This is a genomic window from Bradyrhizobium sp. (assembly GCF_047605465.1).
In the GTDB taxonomy this organism is placed as follows: domain Bacteria; phylum Pseudomonadota; class Alphaproteobacteria; order Rhizobiales; family Xanthobacteraceae; genus Bradyrhizobium.
Window position 1 is genome coordinate 1 of the sequence record NZ_JASGFS010000062.1, and the last position, 15,452, is coordinate 15,452.

18 protein-coding genes and 1 pseudogene are annotated in these 15,452 nt (G+C 64.4%); 11 read left to right on the forward strand and 8 right to left on the reverse strand.

Features of this window, described 5'->3' with window-relative positions; translation table 11 throughout:
• Positions 1-553 (reverse strand): Rho termination factor N-terminal domain-containing protein (locus QM712_RS29925; protein ID WP_415026750.1); only part of this gene is annotated, 553 nt, incomplete at its 3' end.
• Between the two features lie 253 nt (positions 554-806).
• Positions 807-1,241, reverse strand: a complete 435-nt coding sequence (hemJ, locus tag QM712_RS29930) for a protoporphyrinogen oxidase HemJ (RefSeq protein WP_415026751.1) — start codon at positions 1,239-1,241, stop codon at positions 807-809.
• Positions 1,242-1,699: 458 nt separating this feature from the next.
• On the opposite strand from hemJ, the gene QM712_RS29935 reads away from it, so the two are divergent.
• From QM712_RS29935 to dnaQ, 4 genes are read left to right on the forward strand one after another with little or no spacing between them, the layout of a single operon-like run.
• Positions 1,700-2,539, forward strand: a complete 840-nt coding sequence (locus tag QM712_RS29935; protein ID WP_415026752.1) for a pyruvate, water dikinase regulatory protein — start codon at positions 1,700-1,702, stop codon at positions 2,537-2,539.
• Between the two features lie 9 nt (positions 2,540-2,548).
• Positions 2,549-3,157, forward strand: coding sequence for a Maf family protein (locus tag QM712_RS29940; RefSeq protein WP_415026753.1), 609 nt, complete (start codon positions 2,549-2,551; stop codon positions 3,155-3,157).
• 23 nt (positions 3,158-3,180) lie between these two features.
• Positions 3,181-3,780: a dephospho-CoA kinase gene (gene coaE / locus QM712_RS29945; protein ID WP_415026789.1), complete on the forward strand. Its 600-nt coding sequence runs from the start codon at positions 3,181-3,183 to the stop codon at positions 3,778-3,780.
• A 28-nt stretch (positions 3,781-3,808) separates the two neighbouring features.
• Positions 3,809-4,525, forward strand: coding sequence for a DNA polymerase III subunit epsilon (gene dnaQ, locus QM712_RS29950; protein WP_415026790.1), 717 nt, complete (start codon positions 3,809-3,811; stop codon positions 4,523-4,525).
• Here the strand turns inward: dnaQ and secB are convergent.
• Positions 4,522-5,007 (reverse strand): protein-export chaperone SecB, encoded by a 486-nt coding sequence (secB, locus tag QM712_RS29955; protein WP_415026754.1) that lies wholly within the window; start codon positions 5,005-5,007, stop codon positions 4,522-4,524. The two genes, dnaQ and secB, sit on opposite strands and share 4 nt — an antisense overlap.
• A 404-nt stretch (positions 5,008-5,411) precedes the next feature.
• Between secB and QM712_RS29960 the strand changes: the two genes are divergently transcribed.
• From QM712_RS29960 to QM712_RS29970, 3 genes are read left to right on the forward strand one after another with little or no spacing between them, the layout of a single operon-like run.
• On the forward strand, positions 5,412-6,119 hold the full coding sequence (locus tag QM712_RS29960) for a Tim44/TimA family putative adaptor protein (protein WP_415026755.1): 708 nt from the start codon (positions 5,412-5,414) through the stop codon (positions 6,117-6,119).
• Positions 6,097-7,719 (forward strand): murein transglycosylase A, encoded by a 1,623-nt coding sequence (locus QM712_RS29965; RefSeq protein WP_415026756.1) that lies wholly within the window; start codon positions 6,097-6,099, stop codon positions 7,717-7,719. Before QM712_RS29960 ends, QM712_RS29965 begins: the two co-directional genes overlap by 23 nt.
• Positions 7,716-8,306 (forward strand): Smr/MutS family protein, encoded by a 591-nt coding sequence (locus QM712_RS29970; RefSeq protein WP_415026757.1) that lies wholly within the window; start codon positions 7,716-7,718, stop codon positions 8,304-8,306. Before QM712_RS29965 ends, QM712_RS29970 begins: the two co-directional genes overlap by 4 nt.
• Positions 8,307-8,345: 39 nt before the next feature.
• Here QM712_RS29970 and QM712_RS29975 read toward each other — a convergent pair whose 3' ends face one another.
• The 5 genes and pseudogenes from QM712_RS29975 to hslV all read right to left on the reverse strand — a co-directional run bounded on the left by QM712_RS29975 (position 8,346) and on the right by hslV (position 12,682).
• Positions 8,346-9,470, reverse strand: coding sequence for a hypothetical protein (locus tag QM712_RS29975; protein ID WP_415026758.1), 1,125 nt, complete (start codon positions 9,468-9,470; stop codon positions 8,346-8,348).
• Positions 9,471-9,681: 211 nt separating this feature from the next.
• Positions 9,682-10,986, reverse strand: coding sequence for an ATP-dependent protease ATPase subunit HslU (gene hslU / locus QM712_RS29980; protein WP_415026759.1), 1,305 nt, complete (start codon positions 10,984-10,986; stop codon positions 9,682-9,684).
• Positions 10,987-11,037: 51 nt separating this feature from the next.
• Positions 11,038-11,646 carry a DUF2585 domain-containing protein gene (locus QM712_RS29985; protein WP_415026791.1) on the reverse strand — a complete coding sequence of 203 codons (609 nt, stop codon included), beginning with the start codon at positions 11,644-11,646 and terminating at the stop codon, positions 11,038-11,040.
• A 5-nt stretch (positions 11,647-11,651) separates the two neighbouring features.
• Positions 11,652-12,118, reverse strand: a pseudogene (locus tag QM712_RS29990) (GNAT family N-acetyltransferase).
• A gap of 3 nt (positions 12,119-12,121) precedes the next feature.
• The gene (hslV, locus tag QM712_RS29995) at positions 12,122-12,682 is read right to left on the reverse strand and encodes an ATP-dependent protease subunit HslV (protein WP_415026760.1); all 561 of its coding nucleotides are present in this window, start codon (positions 12,680-12,682) and stop codon (positions 12,122-12,124) included.
• Between the two features lie 189 nt (positions 12,683-12,871).
• Here hslV and hisB point away from each other — a divergent pair, with 189 nt between their 5' ends.
• The 4 genes from hisB (at position 12,872) to hisA (ending at position 15,447) form a co-directional block, all read left to right on the forward strand.
• Positions 12,872-13,465: an imidazoleglycerol-phosphate dehydratase HisB gene (hisB, locus tag QM712_RS30000; protein WP_415026761.1), complete on the forward strand. Its 594-nt coding sequence runs from the start codon at positions 12,872-12,874 to the stop codon at positions 13,463-13,465.
• Between the two features lie 70 nt (positions 13,466-13,535).
• Entirely contained in the window at positions 13,536-14,066 is a 531-nt protein-coding gene (locus QM712_RS30005; protein WP_415026762.1) for a DUF2628 domain-containing protein, read from the forward strand.
• A complete protein-coding gene (gene hisH / locus QM712_RS30010; RefSeq protein WP_415026763.1) occupies positions 14,063-14,713 on the forward strand; it encodes an imidazole glycerol phosphate synthase subunit HisH in 651 nt (216 codons plus the stop codon). The genes QM712_RS30005 and hisH overlap by 4 nt, the downstream gene beginning before the upstream one ends.
• Positions 14,701-15,447 carry a 1-(5-phosphoribosyl)-5-[(5-phosphoribosylamino)methylideneamino]imidazole-4-carboxamide isomerase gene (gene hisA, locus QM712_RS30015; RefSeq protein ID WP_415026764.1) on the forward strand — a complete coding sequence of 249 codons (747 nt, stop codon included), beginning with the start codon at positions 14,701-14,703 and terminating at the stop codon, positions 15,445-15,447. The genes hisH and hisA overlap by 13 nt, the downstream gene beginning before the upstream one ends.
• The last annotated feature ends 5 nt before the right edge of the window (positions 15,448-15,452 follow it).

Sequence of the window (15,452 nt, forward strand, 5' to 3'; positions counted from 1 at the left end):
TGCGCGGCGGCGCCACGATCAGCGCGCGCTGGCCCTTGCCGATCGGCGCGACGATGTCGATGACGCGCGCGGACAGGTCTTTCCGCGTGGGATCGTCGATCTCCATGCGGAACCGCTGGTTTGGAAACAGCGGCGTGAGGTTGTCGAAATTGACCTTGTGCTTGGCCTTTTCCGGGTCCTCGAAATTGAGCGTGTTGACCTTCAGCAGCGCGAAATAGCGTTCGCCTTCCTTCGGGCTGCGGATGTGGCCTTCGATGGTGTCGCCGGTGCGCAGACCGAAGCGGCGGATCTGCGAGGGCGACACGTAGATGTCGTCCGGGCCCGGCAGATAATTCGCGTCGGGCGAGCGGAGGAAGCCGAAGCCGTCGGAGAGAACCTCGACGACGCCTTCGCCGACGATGTCGGTTTCGGCGAGCGCCAGCTGCTTGAGGATAGCGAACAGCAGCTCCTGCTTGCGCATGGTGCTGGCATTCTCGACCCCATTCTCTTCCGCGAACGAGACGAGCTCGGCCGGGGTCTTCGACTTGAGGTCCTGGAGTTTAATTTCCCGCATTGGGGTGGTCCTGTGGGGTAACCTTGGAGAGGGGGGTGCGAGGAGGCTCTGAAATGCGGACGCGAGCAGGTGCAGATAAGGTCCGCAGGTCTAGCAAGGTGAGTGCCGGAGGGCTTCAAACCCGATGCGGCGTCCGGCCTTCAAAAGCTCGGACACGACCACATCCGCCTGCGTTGGGTGGGATAGGCCCAATATAGAAAATCGCTTTCCACTCCGCAAGCCGAAGCGCTGAGCGATCGTTCACGATCATTGCCTAGAACGGTTTCACGATCACCATGATGACAATGAAAATCATCAAAATCGTCGGCACCTCGTTGATAATTCGATAGAATTTCTGGCTCCGCGGGCGCCGGTCGGCAGCGAAATCCTTCAGCCAGCGGGAAAAAAAGCCATGGACCCCGGACATAGCCAGGACCAGTGCCAGTTTTACGTGCATCCAGCCGAATGAGAACCAGTGGCCGAACCAGGCGAGATAGAGCCCGGCGAGCCATGTGACGATCATGGCCGGGTTGATGATCGCCTTGAGCAGCCGGCGTTCCATGACCTTGAAGGTCTCGGACTGCTTGGAGCCGATCTCGGCCTCGCAGTGATAAACGAAGAGCCTCGGCAGATAGAGCATGCCCGCCATCCAGGAGATGACGGCGATCACATGCAGCGCCTTGATCCAGAGATAGAGGTCTTCGGCCATGGTTCTGCATCCGGATTATGCCCAGCAGAGGGATCGCTGGGGATAGTAAGAACTCGTTAAGGTCTTACCTGCACACATATCCGTCCGTAGCGCCCTTCTCAAATCTAGAATCTTAGATTCTTAAGGTTTGAGTCTTAGTGACCGTGGATTGGACTCACGCAATTCCGTCCGCCAGTTCACGCGCGCTTGTTCACATCCATCAACATATCCCGGACGGCCTTCGCCATTCCGGATAAGTCGGTCGACTTCAAAGGCTTGCGTCGCTCTGTCGGCAGCTTATCAAGGGGCTTGTCCGCGCAATCCCGTTTCCGCCGAGCCGGGGCGGCGGAGTTGTTCTGACGGGCAGCGGTGTGAAGAAAATTGGCCGTTGTCCCGCTCCTGGTGTCGCACATCCCTTTCCAAGGGGTTAAGCTCCACAGAAATCCACAAACTGCCCCGCCGTCATACAAAGAGTTTTTGTGCCGACCTCGAACAATTACTTCCACCTGCACCTCGTCTCCGACTCCACCGGCGAGACGCTGATCACCGTGGCGCGCGCGGTCGCCGCGCAATACGCCAACGTGACTCCGGTCGAGCACGTCTACCCGCTGGTGCGCAGCCAGAAGCAGCTCGATCGTGTGCTCGACGAAATCGAGGAAGCGCCGGGCATCGTGCTGTTCACGCTGCTCGAGAAGGATCTGGTCTCCAGGCTGGAGGACAAGTGCAAGGAGATCAATGTTCCGAGCCTGTCGATCATCGGCCCCGTGATGCAGTTGTTCGAGGCCTATCTCGGCGCCGCGACGACCGGCCGCGTCGGTGCCCAGCACGTGCTCAACGCCGAATATTTCAAGCGGATCGACGCGCTGAACTACACGATGATCCATGACGACGGCCAGCACGTCGAAGGGCTTGAAGAAGCCGACGTGGTCCTGGTCGGCGTTTCCCGCACCTCGAAGACGCCGACGTCGATCTATCTCGCCAATCGCGGCATCCGCACCGCCAACGTTCCGCTGGTTCCGGGCATCCCCGTGCCGGCGCAATTGGAGACGCTGACGCGGCCGCTGGTGGTGAGTCTGCACGCGACGCCCGAGCGGTTGATCCAGATCCGCCAGAATCGCCTGCTCTCCATGGGTGCCGATTCCGGCAGCGACACCTATACCGACAAGCAGTCGGTCACCGAGGAGGTCGCGTTCGCGCGCAAGCTCAGCGCCAAGCACGACTGGCCGCTGCTGGACGTCACGCGCCGCTCGATCGAGGAAACCGCGGCGGCGATCATGAAGCTCTACAGCGATCGCCAGCGCAACCGTCCCTCCGAGTGAGGATCGGCGATGACCCTCTGGCGCGGCAAATCTCCGTTGATTCTGGCATCGCAAAGCCGTGCGCGGAAAATGCTGCTGGCGAATGCCGGCCTCGCATTCGAGGCCATCACGGCCGATATCGACGAACGCGGCATCCAGTCCGCTTCGGGCCTTTCAGGTCCGCGCGAGATCGCGCTGCTGCTGGCGCGTGAAAAGGCGAAGGCGGTTTCGATCGGTCATCCCACAAGCTACGTGATCGGTGCCGACCAGACGCTGGCTCTCGGCGACCGTCTCTTCAACAAGCCCGCCGGACGTGCGCAGGCCCTGGCGCAGTTGCGCGATCTCGCCGGCAACAGTCACGCACTGAATTCCGCCGTCGCGGTGGCGCGTGACGGCAAGATCGTCTTCGAGGATGTCTCGGTGGCCCGCATGACCATGCGGCACATGACCGACGCCGAGCTCATGTCCTATCTCGATGCGGCCGGGGACGCGGTCACCACGAGCGTCGGCGCCTACCAGCTCGAAGGGCTGGGCATCCATCTGTTCGAGCGTATCGAGGGCGACCATTTCACTATTCTCGGCCTGCCGCTTCTGCCGCTGCTTGCGTTCCTGCGGCGCGAGCAGCTAATTGCGATCTAGATGACGGACATGGCCGGGTGCTGATGCGGATCGTTGGACTGACGGGCTCGATCGGGATGGGGAAATCCACCACCGCGAAGCTGTTCGCGGAGGCGGGCGTTCCCGTCTACGACGCCGATGCCGCCGTCCATCAGCTGTACGAAGGTGAGGCTGCCCCCGCAATCGAGGCCGCTTTCCCCGGCACCACCGTGAACGGCAAGGTCGATCGGCCGAAACTCTCCGCGCGCGTCGTGCACGACCCTGCCGCGATCAAGCTGCTCGAGCAGATCGTCCATCCGATGCTGGGTGCCTCCCGGCAGAAATTCTTTGCCGACGCCGAAGCGGTGAGCGCGCCGGTGGTGGTGCTCGACATTCCGCTGCTGTTCGAAACCGGCGGCGAGAAACGCGTCGATGCGGTGGTCGTGGTGTCGACCTCGCCGAAACTCCAGCGCGAGCGTGTGCTGGCACGCGGCACCATGGACGAGGCCAAGCTTGACGCCATCATCGCCAAGCAGACGCCCGATGCCGAGAAACGCCGGCGCGCCGATTTCGTGGTGGATACGTCCCATGGGCTCGAGCCCGTGCGCGCGCAAATCGCGCACATCCTGGCCGAGGTCGTTAAGATGCCGCAGCGGCGAGCCTGATTCGTCGCATTACACGGCATCTCACATCATGCGCGAAATCGTTCTCGATACCGAAACCACAGGCCTCGATCCCCTTCGCGGCGATCGCCTGGTCGAAATCGGCTGCGTCGAGATTTTCAACCGCATGCCGACGGGACAGACGTACCACGTCTACATCAATCCCGAACGGGACATGCCGGCGGAAGCCTTTGCGGTGCACGGGCTGTCAGCGGAATTCCTGTCGACCAAGCCGCTGTTCCACGAGGTCGTGGATGCGTTTCTGGAGTTCATCGCCGATGCGCCGCTGGTGATCCACAACGCCTCGTTCGACATCAGCTTCATCAATGCCGAACTCGACAAGATCAAGCGCGTGGCGATTCCGCGCGAGCGCCTGGTCGATACGCTGCTGCTGGCGCGGCGCAAGCATCCCGGCGTGTCGAACCGGCTCGACGATCTCTGCTCGCGCTACGCGATCGACAATTCGCACCGCACCAAGCATGGCGCGTTGCTCGACGCCGAGCTTCTGGCCGAAGTGTATGTCGATCTGATCGGAGCGAGGCAGTCGCAACTGATCCTGGCTTCCGAAGCCGAGGATATTCGCGTCAACGCGACCGGCGACGCGCCGCGGCGGCAACGGCCGATGCCGCTTGCGCCGCGGATTTCCGACGCCGAGCGCGAAGCCCACAGGGCTTTCATCGCGACGCTCGGCGACAAGGCGATCTGGAACGAGTTCCTGCCCGCTCCAGCGACCCCTCCGGCCGGTTAGGCCTGGCCGGTCTGACCACCGGCGGCCATTTGCCGCTCGACGTTCTGACGATAGAGACCGACGAAATCGACTGGATCCAGCATCAGCGGCGGGAACCCGCCGTCGCGGACTGCGGTTGCGATGATCTCGCGGGCGAACGGGAACAGCAGGCGCGGGCACTCGATCATGACCAGCGGATGCAGGTTCTCCTTCGGCACGTTGACGATCCGGAACACGCCCGCATAGGCCAGTTCGAACGAGAACATCACCTTGCCGGCGCTCTCGGCCTTGCCCTCGACCGACAACGTCACCTCGAACTCCTGTTCGCTGAGGTTGTTGGCATTGACGTTGATCTGGATGTTGATCTGCGGCGGCTGACCCTGCGACTGAAGCGAGCTCGGAGCGTTCGGATTTTCGAACGAGAGGTCCTTGGTATACTGCGCCAGCACGTTGAGCTGGGGAGCCTGGGCCGCCTCGGGAGGGGTGCCGTTGCCGTTGGTCATGAAAGTCTCTCCTTACCCGATTTGGGCTGAAATTCGCGGCGGTTGGCTAACATAGGGCTGCCTCATTCCACAAGGACGAACGGCCCCGGATCGGGTCACCAGGCCGCGCCCGCAACTGTGACGTCCGGCCTGCCCTTCCGGCGCAATTGCGCCTTAAACGATTGAAGATGCGCGATTTCCGGGCAGGATCGGGTTTCCCCTTAAGCATAAAACGCGCTACACTCGGCGCTGTGCCAAAAGGCGCCATTGGCCGGGCCAGATTTCGTGCCTACATCCCACGGACCTGAGTGCGCGGACCTAAAATGGTGATGTAGACTTGCCGTTCCCGTATGGAACGGTCTACTGGCCGGATTGATTTTCCCGGCGAAGGCTCCTTCTCGAAAAGACCAGAAAGCGAATACGACGTGGATATCTACACCATCATCTTCCTGGCGCTTGCGGTCTTCATTTTCCTGCGGCTGCGCAGCGTGCTCGGGCAAAGGACCGGCAACGAGCGGCCGCCTTTCGACCGCACCGCCGCCCGCAATGCGTTGGGCGGTGCCCAGGACAAGAACGTCGTGACCATGCCGGGCAAGGTGATCGACCAGGCCCCGCTGGCGCCGACCGCGGAGCCGGCTCCGCCCTCCGATCGCTGGAAGGGTCTGACCGAGCCGGGCACCGCGCTGGCCCAGGGTCTCGACGCCATCGTCGACCGGGACTCCACGTTCGATCCGCGTCACTTCCTTTCCGGCGCCCGCGGTGCCTACGAGATGATCGTGCTGGCATTCGCCAATGGCGATCGCCGCGCGCTGCGCGACCTGTTGTCGTCGGAGGTCTATGAGAGCTTCGAAGCCGCGATCAAGGAGCGCGAAAAGAACGAGCAGAAGACCGAGACGCGTTTCGTTTCGATCGACAAGGCCGAGCTCGTCGGCGCGGAACTTCGCGATCGCACCGCGCAACTCACCGTGCGCTTCGTCTCGCAGATGATCTCGGCCACGCGCGACAAGGCCGGCACCATCGTCGACGGCAGCGCCGACAAGGTTGCCGACATCACCGATATCTGGACTTTCGCCCGCGACACCACCTCTCGCGATCCGAACTGGAAGTTGGTTGGCACCGGAAGCGCGAATTAGAGCTCTCCTCGGGAATGGCGTGACGGCGCTGTGCGCAGGTATCGTCGCGCTGTCGTCGTTTTCGCTCGGCGCTGAAGCTGCGCGCCGCCACTATCGCAGCCATCATCCCCGGCCTCCGGAAACAGCGGTGATCCAGCCGCGGCCGCTGCCCTATCCCCAGCTCCCTCTCCCCTTCGAAATTCCCGGCGCGCAATATCTGCCTCTGACCTGGGCGGATGTGAAGGGCTGGAGCGATGACGATCATCTCGCGGCCTTTACGACGTTTCGCGCGAGCTGCCGCTCGATCGCGGCGCAGACCGGCGCGGCCGAGCCGAAGGCGCTGGGTGGCTCGCTGGGCGAGCCGTGCCGGATCGCCAAATCGCTCGGGCCCGCGGACGACGCCAAGGCGAAAGCCTTCTTCGAGGAGAATTTCTCGCCGCTCCGCATCTCGCGGCTCGGTGAGCCCGACGGATTCGTCACCGGCTATTACGAGCCGGTGCTGGAAGGCTCGCGCACTCAGACCGATGTCTTCAACGTTCCGGTCTATCGCCGTCCCTCCAACCTGTTCGTGCGCGGCTACAAGCAGGACTCGGTCAGCCTGCCCAACAAGGGCCCGGTCTATCGCAAGATCGGCCGCCGCAAGCTCGTGCCCTATTACGATCGCGGCGAGATCGAGGACGGCAAGATCGCCGGTCGTGGTCTCGAGCTCTGCTGGCTGAAGGATCCGACCGATCTGCTGTTCGCGCAGATCCAGGGCTCGGCCCGGATCAAGTTCGACGACGGCTCGACCATCCGGCTCAACTACGACGCCTATAACGGCTATCCCTACACGGCTGTCGGTCGCATCCTGATCGAGCGCGGCATCATCCCCAAGGAGGAGATGTCGATGCAGAAGATCAGGGAGTGGATGGCGCAGAATCCGGATGGCGCCAAGGAGCTGCGGCGCCAGAACCGCGCCTACATCTTCTTCCGCGAGGTCAATCTCTCCGACAAGGACGAGGCGGTGGGTGCGCAGGGCATTCCGCTGACCGCCGGCCGCTCCATCGCCGTCGACAAGTCGCTGCACGTCTATGGTACGCCCTTCTTCATCGAGGGCGAACTGCCGATCGATTCCGAGCGCGCGAAGACGCCGTTCCATCGCCTGATGATCGCGCAGGACACTGGCTCGGCCATCATCGGCCCGGCGCGCGCCGATCTCTATTTCGGCGCCGGCCAGGACGCCGGCCGCGTTTCGGGCCGTCTCCGCCACAGCATGCATTTCGTGATGCTGGTGCCGAAGAGCCTCGATCCACTAGTCCGCGCCGCGCGGTTGCCGGTGCCGGATCCACGGCCGTCGGAGAAGATCGCAAAGCTGTTTCCGCAGACCGATCCCGCCAGGAAGCCGGCCGAAGCGGGCAAGACTGATACCGTCAAGGCTGACGCCGGCAAGATAGATCCCGGCAAGGCTGCGACCGGCAAGTCCGAAACCGGGAAGGCTGGCGCGGCCCCCGCCACCGTGTCACAAGCCAATGATGCCACCGTCGCGGTGGCAAGTCCGGTGCCGCTGCCGGAGCCGCGTCCCAACATCCAGTCCGACCGCGACCAGCGCAAGCGCGTGAATCGTCGTTCCAATCGGCAATGAAGCGATCGTCCCGTCCGCCCGTGCTGGAGTCTCGTCCCTCGCCGCGCCGCCGCGCGCTGAGCGAGGAGGAGCGCGCGCTGTGGGACCTCGTCGCGAAACAGGTCAAGCCGCTGAAGAAGCATCGCGCGGCAAAAGCTCAGGCCGTGCCGCGCGCCGAGCCTGCTCCCATGGCACCCGCCACGCGGCCTCCGTCGTCGCCACGGCCCGTTGCCGCGCCGCCGCCGGTCCGTGTCGCCAAACCCGCGATCCCGCCGCTGGCCCCGCTCGGCAAGCGCGAGCGGACCAAGCTGTCGCGCGGCCGCAGCGAGATCGAAGCGCGGCTCGATCTGCATGGCATGACCCAGATGCGCGCGCATCGCGCCCTGACCGGCTTCCTGCAGCGGGCCCATCACGACGGCCTGACCTTCGTGCTGGTCATCACCGGCAAGGGCCGCAGCGGCGGCGAAAGCGGCGTGCTCCGCCGCCAGGTGCCGGAATGGCTGAGCCTGCCGGAATTCCGCGGCTTCGTCGTCGGCTTCGAGGAGGCCCATATCGGCCACGGCGGCGAGGGCGCGCTTTACGTGCGGATCCGCCGGGCGAGGTTTTGACCGCGGCGAGGCCGGCGTCTCGTAGGAAGCATTAGCGAACTAGAAAGGCCGCACGATTCCGACGCGCGGGATCAGCGTGACGAACAGGCCGAAGAGATTTGTCTTCTGATCCTCCGCGGGAATCGGCGGCGTCTCCCGCGCGGCCGGCAGCATCTTCACCGCGTGCAGGACCAGGAACATGCAGACCGCCCAGTTCGAGATCCAGCGCGAATAGTCGAACACCATCGCGAACATCACGAGATAGGCGAGGCTGATGCCGATCAGGGCCGCGATCACGAGGTGCCGGTGCAAGTCGCTGGCGAGGGCGTGGACGAGGTCCGCAAAATAGCGCCACAGCGGCGTATGCAGCCAGATCAGCAGCGCGAACACCGGCAGGCCGAGGCTGTTGTGCGGCAGCCAGGACCAGGTGTCGGAAATCTCCTTCGATAGCGGCTGGTACCAGATGTAGGCGAACTGCAGCAGGTTCTCGCGGGACGGGTCGGCCATCCGGCTCTTCAGATAGGCGAGGAAATCGGCTTGCGGGATCGGCATCGTCCCGAGGAACTGTGCCGCGAAGAACAGCACGCTGACGCCGAGCAGCGCCACCAGGCCGAACGCGACATTGGTCCGGGTGATGCCGTGCGTGAGGTAATGCCTGATCACGACGATGGTGATGATCGTCGGCACGTACATCAGCAGGTGAATGTGGTGGATCAGCACGAGGATGGCCGAGAACACCGCGGCCGCGGCGACGAACAGCAGCGAGCGCGCCGGCATCAGCAGCAGGACGAGCGCGAACGCGCAGCCATAGATGTCGAAATGGCCGAGCGTGTGCATGAAGTTCTTCAGGAAGAACGGCGAGCCGGCGATGAAGACGAACAGCGGCAGCGTCCTCGCCGTGAAGCCGAACGTCTTCTGGAACAGCCTTGCGTAAAGCCCGAGCGTCGCCAGCCACATCGCCCCGGCAATCGCGAACACCAGCCACACCGGCACCTTGTCCGTGAACAGCGCGACGATCGCGCCGATCAGCGCGCGCTTGATGAAGCCGAAATGATAATCGACGAGGAGGTGGATGTAGGGGACGTAAGGCGGCAGCCGGACCTTGTGGATGAACACGCCGATGACGACGGCGACGTTGATCGCGAGCAGGAGCCGCCAGGGATTCTTCAGGATGCCGGCCGTCACGCGGCACCTGAACCGGCGCGAGCCATCTTCGCCGTGGTCCCGGACAAGCGAAGCGCGACCCGGGATCGGCCATCGCGGGAGATCGTTCGAGCCAGGGCTGGGGATGCCATCTTTTCCAACGAGGACCGCCGGTGATGTAGGGTCCCGGCCCCGCGCGCAATTGCGCACGCGGCCGGGACGACGCCGGAATGAATAGCGCGAGCCCGGCGAATTACAAAATGAACCGGCTGAGATCGGCGTTCTTGGCGAGGTCGCCGACGTGCTTCTGCACGAACTCCGCGTCGACCCGGATGGTCTCGCCGTTGCGGTCGGGGGCGGTGAAGGAGATCTCGTCCAGCACCCGCTCCATCACGGTCTGCAGCCGGCGCGCGCCGATGTTCTCGACCGTCGAATTGACGGCCACCGCGACGTCGGCGAGCGCGTCGATGGCGGTGTCGGTGATGTCGAGCGTGACGCCCTCGGTGCGCATCAGGGCGACATATTGCTTGATCAGCGAGGCCTCGGGCTCGGTCAGGATGCGGCGCATGTCGTCGCGGGTCAGCGCCTGCAACTCGACGCGGATCGGCAGGCGGCCCTGCAGTTCCGGCAACAGGTCGGACGGTTTCGCGACGTGGAAAGCGCCGGAGGCGATGAACAGGATGTGGTCGGTCTTCACCGCGCCGTGCTTGGTCGAGACCGTGGTGCCCTCGATCAGCGGCAGCAGGTCGCGTTGCACGCCCTCGCGCGAGACGTCGCCGCCGACGCGGCCGTCGCGCGCGCAGATCTTGTCGATCTCGTCCAGGAACACGATGCCGTTGTTCTCGACCGCGCCGATCGCCTCCTGGGTCAACTGATCGTTGTCCAGCAGCTTGTCGGATTCCTCGTTGACGAGGATCTCGTGCGAGCCCTCGACCGTCAGCCGCCGCGTCTTGCTGCGGCCGCCGAGCTTGCCGAAGATGTCGCCGATCGAGATCGCGCCCATCTGCGCGCCCGGCATGCCCGGGATCTCGAACATCGGCATGCCGCCGCCCGACGACTGCGTCTCGATCTCGATTTCCTTGTCGTTGAGTTCGCCGGCACGCAGCTTCTTGCGGAAGGATTCGCGCGTCGCGGCGCTGGCATTGGCGCCGACCAGCGCGTCGAGCACGCGCTCCTCGGCGGCAAGCTGCGCGCGCGCCTGCACGTCCTTGCGCTTGCGCTCGCGCACCTGGGCGATGGCGACCTCGACGAGATCGCGCACGATCTGCTCGACATCGCGGCCGACATAGCCGACCTCGGTGAACTTCGTCGCTTCGACCTTGAGGAACGGCGCATTCGCGAGCTTGGCGAGCCGCCGCGCGATCTCGGTCTTGCCGACGCCGGTGGGGCCGATCATCAGGATGTTCTTCGGCAACACCTCCTCGCGCAGGGAACCTTCGAGCTGCTGCCGCCGCCAGCGGTTGCGCAGCGCGATCGAGACGGCGCGCTTGGCGTCGGCCTGGCCAACGATGAAACGGTCGAGTTCGGATACGATTTCGCGAGGAGAAAAGTCTGTCATGTCTGTTAGCTAGGGCTGGAGGTGGCCGAGGACAAGCTGCATTTTTCGGCGTCAGATGATCGGCGGACCCGATTGCCACTGCTTCACGGCGTCGATCGGATGGAGCAGCATCAGGATATTCAGGGTCAGATTGTCGCGAATATGAAGCGCAAGCATGACCTCGAAGGCAAGCCCGATCGCCACGGTTGCAGAGACCGGCAACACGCGCGCGGCGAGGAATCCGAGCACCATGAACAGCGTGTCGGAGACCGAATTGACGATGCTGTCGCCGAAATAGTCCAGCGAGATCGTGGCGGCGCGGTAGCGCTCGATGATGAAGGGCGAGTTCTCGACGATCTCCCAGGCGCCTTCGATCAGCATGGCGATGATCAGCCGCGTCGGCCAGGACAGGCGCAGGAACGGCAGGCGGACGAACAGCAGCCAGGTCAATCCGTAGAACAGGAACCCATGCAGGACATGCGAGAAACTGTACCAGTCGGCGATGTGCTGGGAATTCTCCGAGCTGTTCACCACGCCGTGCCAGAGCTTGACGTAGCCGCAGGTGCAGATCGGCACGCGTCCCATCGCGAACAGGATGGAGGCCTGCAGCGCCAGCAGCAGCAGCGCGATGCCGACCCAGGCGAGCGGAGGCACCCCGGCCCTGCTCTCGTTCGTCTGTATCGGTGTCACGGTTCACGCACCATCAGCAGTGCCGGGCCGTCCGGTGTCTCCACCAGATGCTCGCGGACGAAACCGGCTTTCTCGTAGGCGCGCAGCGCACGCAGATTGCGCGGGTCCGGATCGGTGACGATGCGCGGCAGGCCTCGACGGAAGCTCTCGTCGACGAACTGGCGGATGAATGCCGAGCCGTGGCCGCGCGCGATCATGTCGCCTTCGCCGATGAACTGATCGATCCCACGCGTGCCCTCCGGTTGCGGCCCGAAGCCCGTATCCCAGGCGGTCAGGCAATAGCACTGAAGATAGCCGAACGGCCGGTTGCCGGCCAACACGATGAACTGGTCCATGGCCGGCTCAACGAGGTCGCCGCTGACGAGCGCAAGCTGCTCGTCCGGATCGCCGCCTCGCCCAGCCATCGCCCGATCAGCGGCAGATCGGCCGCGGACATCGGGCGGAAGGTGTAGGCAGGCACCATCGCCTAGCCGGTCGTCAGGCTTTCGATGGTCAGATTCCGGTTGGTGTAGACGCAGATGTCCGCGGCGATGTCGAGCGAGCGGCGGACGATGGTTTCGGCGTCCTTGTCGGTGTCGAGCAGCGCCCGCGCCGCCGCCAGCGCGTAATTGCCGCCGGAGCCGATCGCCATCACGCCGGATTCGGGTTCGAGCACGTCGCCGGTGCCGGTCAGGACCAGGGAAACGTCCTTGTCGGCCACGATCATCATGGCCTCCAGCCGCCGCAGGTAGCGGTCGGTGCGCCAGTCCTTGGCGAGCTCCACGGCGGCCCGGATCAGCTGCCCCGGATATTGCTCGAGCTTGGATTCGAGCCGCTCGAACAGCGTGAAGGCGTCGGCGGTGGCCCCGGCAAACCCGCCGATGACGTCGCCCTTGCCCAGCTTGCGGACCTTCTTGGCATTGGACTTGATCACGGTTTGGCCGATCGAGACCTGGCCATCGCCGCCGACCACCACCTTGCCGCCCTTGCGGACCGTCAAAATCGTGGTGCCGTGCCAACCCGGCGAGCTGTTCTGGGAATCCTGCATGAAATACCTCGTTGTCCGGCCTGATTTAGGGGGTCGGGAGCCGGGGCACAACGGGCGCATTTCCGCTTGAATCCGCTCACCATAGGCAGAAGTAGGGGCCAGATCAGGCCATCCCGCAGTAGCGAAGGCGTCATTTGGCTGTTAAAAGACCGGCGTTTTCGGCCCGAACTGGAGTGAAAGTTCGAATCCATGCGCACCGCGACGATCAAGCGCAAGACCAAGGAGACCGACATCGAGGTGACCGTCAACCTCGATGGATCCGGCGTGTCCAAAATCGCGACCGGCATCGGCTTTTTCGACCATATGCTCGATCTCCTCGCCCGCCATTCCCGCATCGACCTGACGGTCAAGGCGGTGGGCGACCTGCACATTGATCATCACCATACCACCGAGGACACCGGCATCGCGCTCGGCCAGGCCGTCAGGCAGGCGCTCGGCACCATGGCGGGGATCAACCGCTATGCCGACGTGCACCTGCCCATGGACGAGACGCTGTCGCGCGTGGTGATCGACATCTCGGGCCGCCCGTTCCTGGTGTTCAAGGCCGAATTTCCCCGCGACAAGATCGGCGAGTTCGACACCGAGCTGGTGCGCGAGTGGTTCCAGGCCTTCGCCATGAACGCCGGCGTGACTCTCCACGTCGAGACCCTATATGGCGATAACAGCCACCATATCGCCGAGTCATGCTTCAAGGGGCTGGCGCGGGCGCTGCGCACCGCGGTCGCGATCGATCCGAAGGCGGCGGGTGAAATCCCGTCCACCAAGGGCTCGCTCGGCGGCTGAGATCTTGCGTCGGCGGCGCCGAGGCGTCGCGGGCGATATCACTGAATCCTGAGAGAACGGGGCATCGAAAATGCCTGCCTATACAGTTCACGCTCCCTCCCCCGGCGGGGCCGACCTGCGTGCGACCGACAAATTCGTCTTCGTGCGCGACGGTTTCCATTTCTGGGCGATGATCTTCGGCCCGTTCTGGCTGGCCTGGCACCGGCTCTGGCTGGCGCTGATCGGCTGGGTGATCGTGGTCGCTGCCGTCCATGCGGGTCTTTCCAGCATCGGTGTCGGCCGCGGCTCGATTCTGCTCGCCGATATCGTCATCGCGCTGCTGATGGGATTCGAGGCCTCGACCCTGCGCCGCTGGACGTTTTCGCGCGGCAAGTGGCGGCAGCTCGATGTCGTGATTGCCGACGACGAGGACACCGCCGAGCGCCGCTTCTTCGAGCGCTGGAGCCAGAAGCAGCGCGGCATCGTCAACGATCAGTGGGCGGTCGACCGTGGCGGCCCGCCGCCGACCCGCAACATGCCGGGTCAGCAATTCTCGAATCCGCCGCCGCTGCCTGCGGGCGGCATTATCGGGTTGTTTCCAGAGCCGGGAGGGTCACGATGAGCGTTGCCATCATCGATTACGGTTCCGGCAATCTGCATTCCGCCGCCAAGGCCTTCGAGCGCGCCGCGCGCAGCCTCGAGAATCCGCAGAAGGTCTTCGTCACCAGCGATCCGGACCAGGCCTACGGCGCCGATCGTCTGGTGCTGCCTGGGGTCGGCGCCTTCGCCGACTGCCGGCGCGGGCTCGACGCGGTCAACGGCATGGTCGAGGCGATCACCGAAGCGGTGCGCGTCAAGGCGCGGCCGATGTTCGGCATCTGCGTCGGCATGCAGCTCTTCGCCACCCGCGGCAAGGAGCATGTCGTCACCGAGGGCCTGAACTGGATCGCCGGCGACGTCGAGAAGATCGCGCCGCGCGACGAGAGCCTGAAGATCCCGCACATGGGCTGGAATACGCTCGATCTGCTGCGCGAGCATCCGGTGCTGAACAAGCTGCCGCTCGGACCGAAGGGCCAGCACGCCTACTTCGTGCACTCCTACCACCTCAACGCCGCCAACGAGGCGGACGTGCTCGCGCGCGCCGATTACGGCGGGCCGGTCACCGCGATCGTCGGCAAGGACACCGCGATCGGCACCCAATTTCACCCCGAGAAGAGCCAGCGTTTCGGCCTGGCCCTGATCTCGAACTTCTTGCGATGGAAGCCGTGATTCTCTTTCCCGCTGTAGACCTCAAGAACGGCCAGTGCGTGCGCCTCGAGCAAGGCGACATGGCGCGCGCGACCGTGTTCAACCTCAATCCCGCGGCGCAGGCGCAGAGCTTCGTCGAGCAGGGCTTCGAGTATCTCCACGTCGTCGATCTCGACGGTGCCTTTGCCGGCAAGCCGGTGAATGCGCAGGCCGTCGAGGCGATGCTGAAGACGATCCGGATTCCGGTGCAGCTCGGCGGCGGCATCCGCGATCTCGCCACCGTCGAAGCCTGGCTCGAAAAGGGCATCACCCGCGTCATCATCGGCACCGCCGCGGTGCGCGATCCCGAACTGGTGAAGGCGGCTTCGCGGAAATTTCCCGGCCGCGTCGCGGTCGGGCTGGATGCCCGCGACGGCAAGGTCGCGGTCGAAGGATGGGCCGAGACCTCGCAGGTGACGGTACTGGAGATCGCCCAGCGTTTCGAGGATGCCGGCGTCGCCGCCATCATCTTCACCGACATCGCCCGCGACGGCCTGCTCAAGGGCCTGAACCTGGATGCGACCATCGCGCTGGCGGATGCCATTTCCATTCCAGTAATCGCTTCCGGCGGCCTTGCTTCCATCGAGGACGTCAAGGCGATGCTGACGTCGCGGGCGAAGAAGCTCGCCGGCGCCATCGCCGGACGCGCGCTCTATGACGGCCGGCTCGATCCCGCCGCTGCCCTCACTTTGATCCGCAACGCGCGCGCTGCCTAGGAGAC

What these genes read in the sequence shown, in the direction of transcription:
- QM712_RS29940 (WP_415026753.1), top strand. Translation starts at nt 2,549, where the DNA reads ATGACCCTCTGGCGCGGCAAATCTCCGTTGATTCTGGCATCGCAAAGC.
- secB (WP_415026754.1), bottom strand. Translation starts at nt 5,007, where the DNA reads ATGACCAACGGCAACGGCACCCCTCCCGAGGCGGCCCAGGCTCCCCAG.
- hemJ (WP_415026751.1), bottom strand. Translation starts at nt 1,241, where the DNA reads ATGGCCGAAGACCTCTATCTCTGGATCAAGGCGCTGCATGTGATCGCC.
- hslV (WP_415026760.1), bottom strand. Translation starts at nt 12,682, where the DNA reads ATGCAGGATTCCCAGAACAGCTCGCCGGGTTGGCACGGCACCACGATT.
- hisB (WP_415026761.1), top strand. Translation starts at nt 12,872, where the DNA reads ATGCGCACCGCGACGATCAAGCGCAAGACCAAGGAGACCGACATCGAG.
- hisH (WP_415026763.1), top strand. Translation starts at nt 14,063, where the DNA reads ATGAGCGTTGCCATCATCGATTACGGTTCCGGCAATCTGCATTCCGCC.
- QM712_RS29970 (WP_415026757.1), top strand. Translation starts at nt 7,716, where the DNA reads ATGAAGCGATCGTCCCGTCCGCCCGTGCTGGAGTCTCGTCCCTCGCCG.
- coaE (WP_415026789.1), top strand. Translation starts at nt 3,181, where the DNA reads ATGCGGATCGTTGGACTGACGGGCTCGATCGGGATGGGGAAATCCACC.
- hslU (WP_415026759.1), bottom strand. Translation starts at nt 10,986, where the DNA reads ATGACAGACTTTTCTCCTCGCGAAATCGTATCCGAACTCGACCGTTTC.
- dnaQ (WP_415026790.1), top strand. Translation starts at nt 3,809, where the DNA reads ATGCGCGAAATCGTTCTCGATACCGAAACCACAGGCCTCGATCCCCTT.
- QM712_RS30005 (WP_415026762.1), top strand. Translation starts at nt 13,536, where the DNA reads ATGCCTGCCTATACAGTTCACGCTCCCTCCCCCGGCGGGGCCGACCTG.
- hisA (WP_415026764.1), top strand. Translation starts at nt 14,701, where the DNA reads ATGGAAGCCGTGATTCTCTTTCCCGCTGTAGACCTCAAGAACGGCCAG.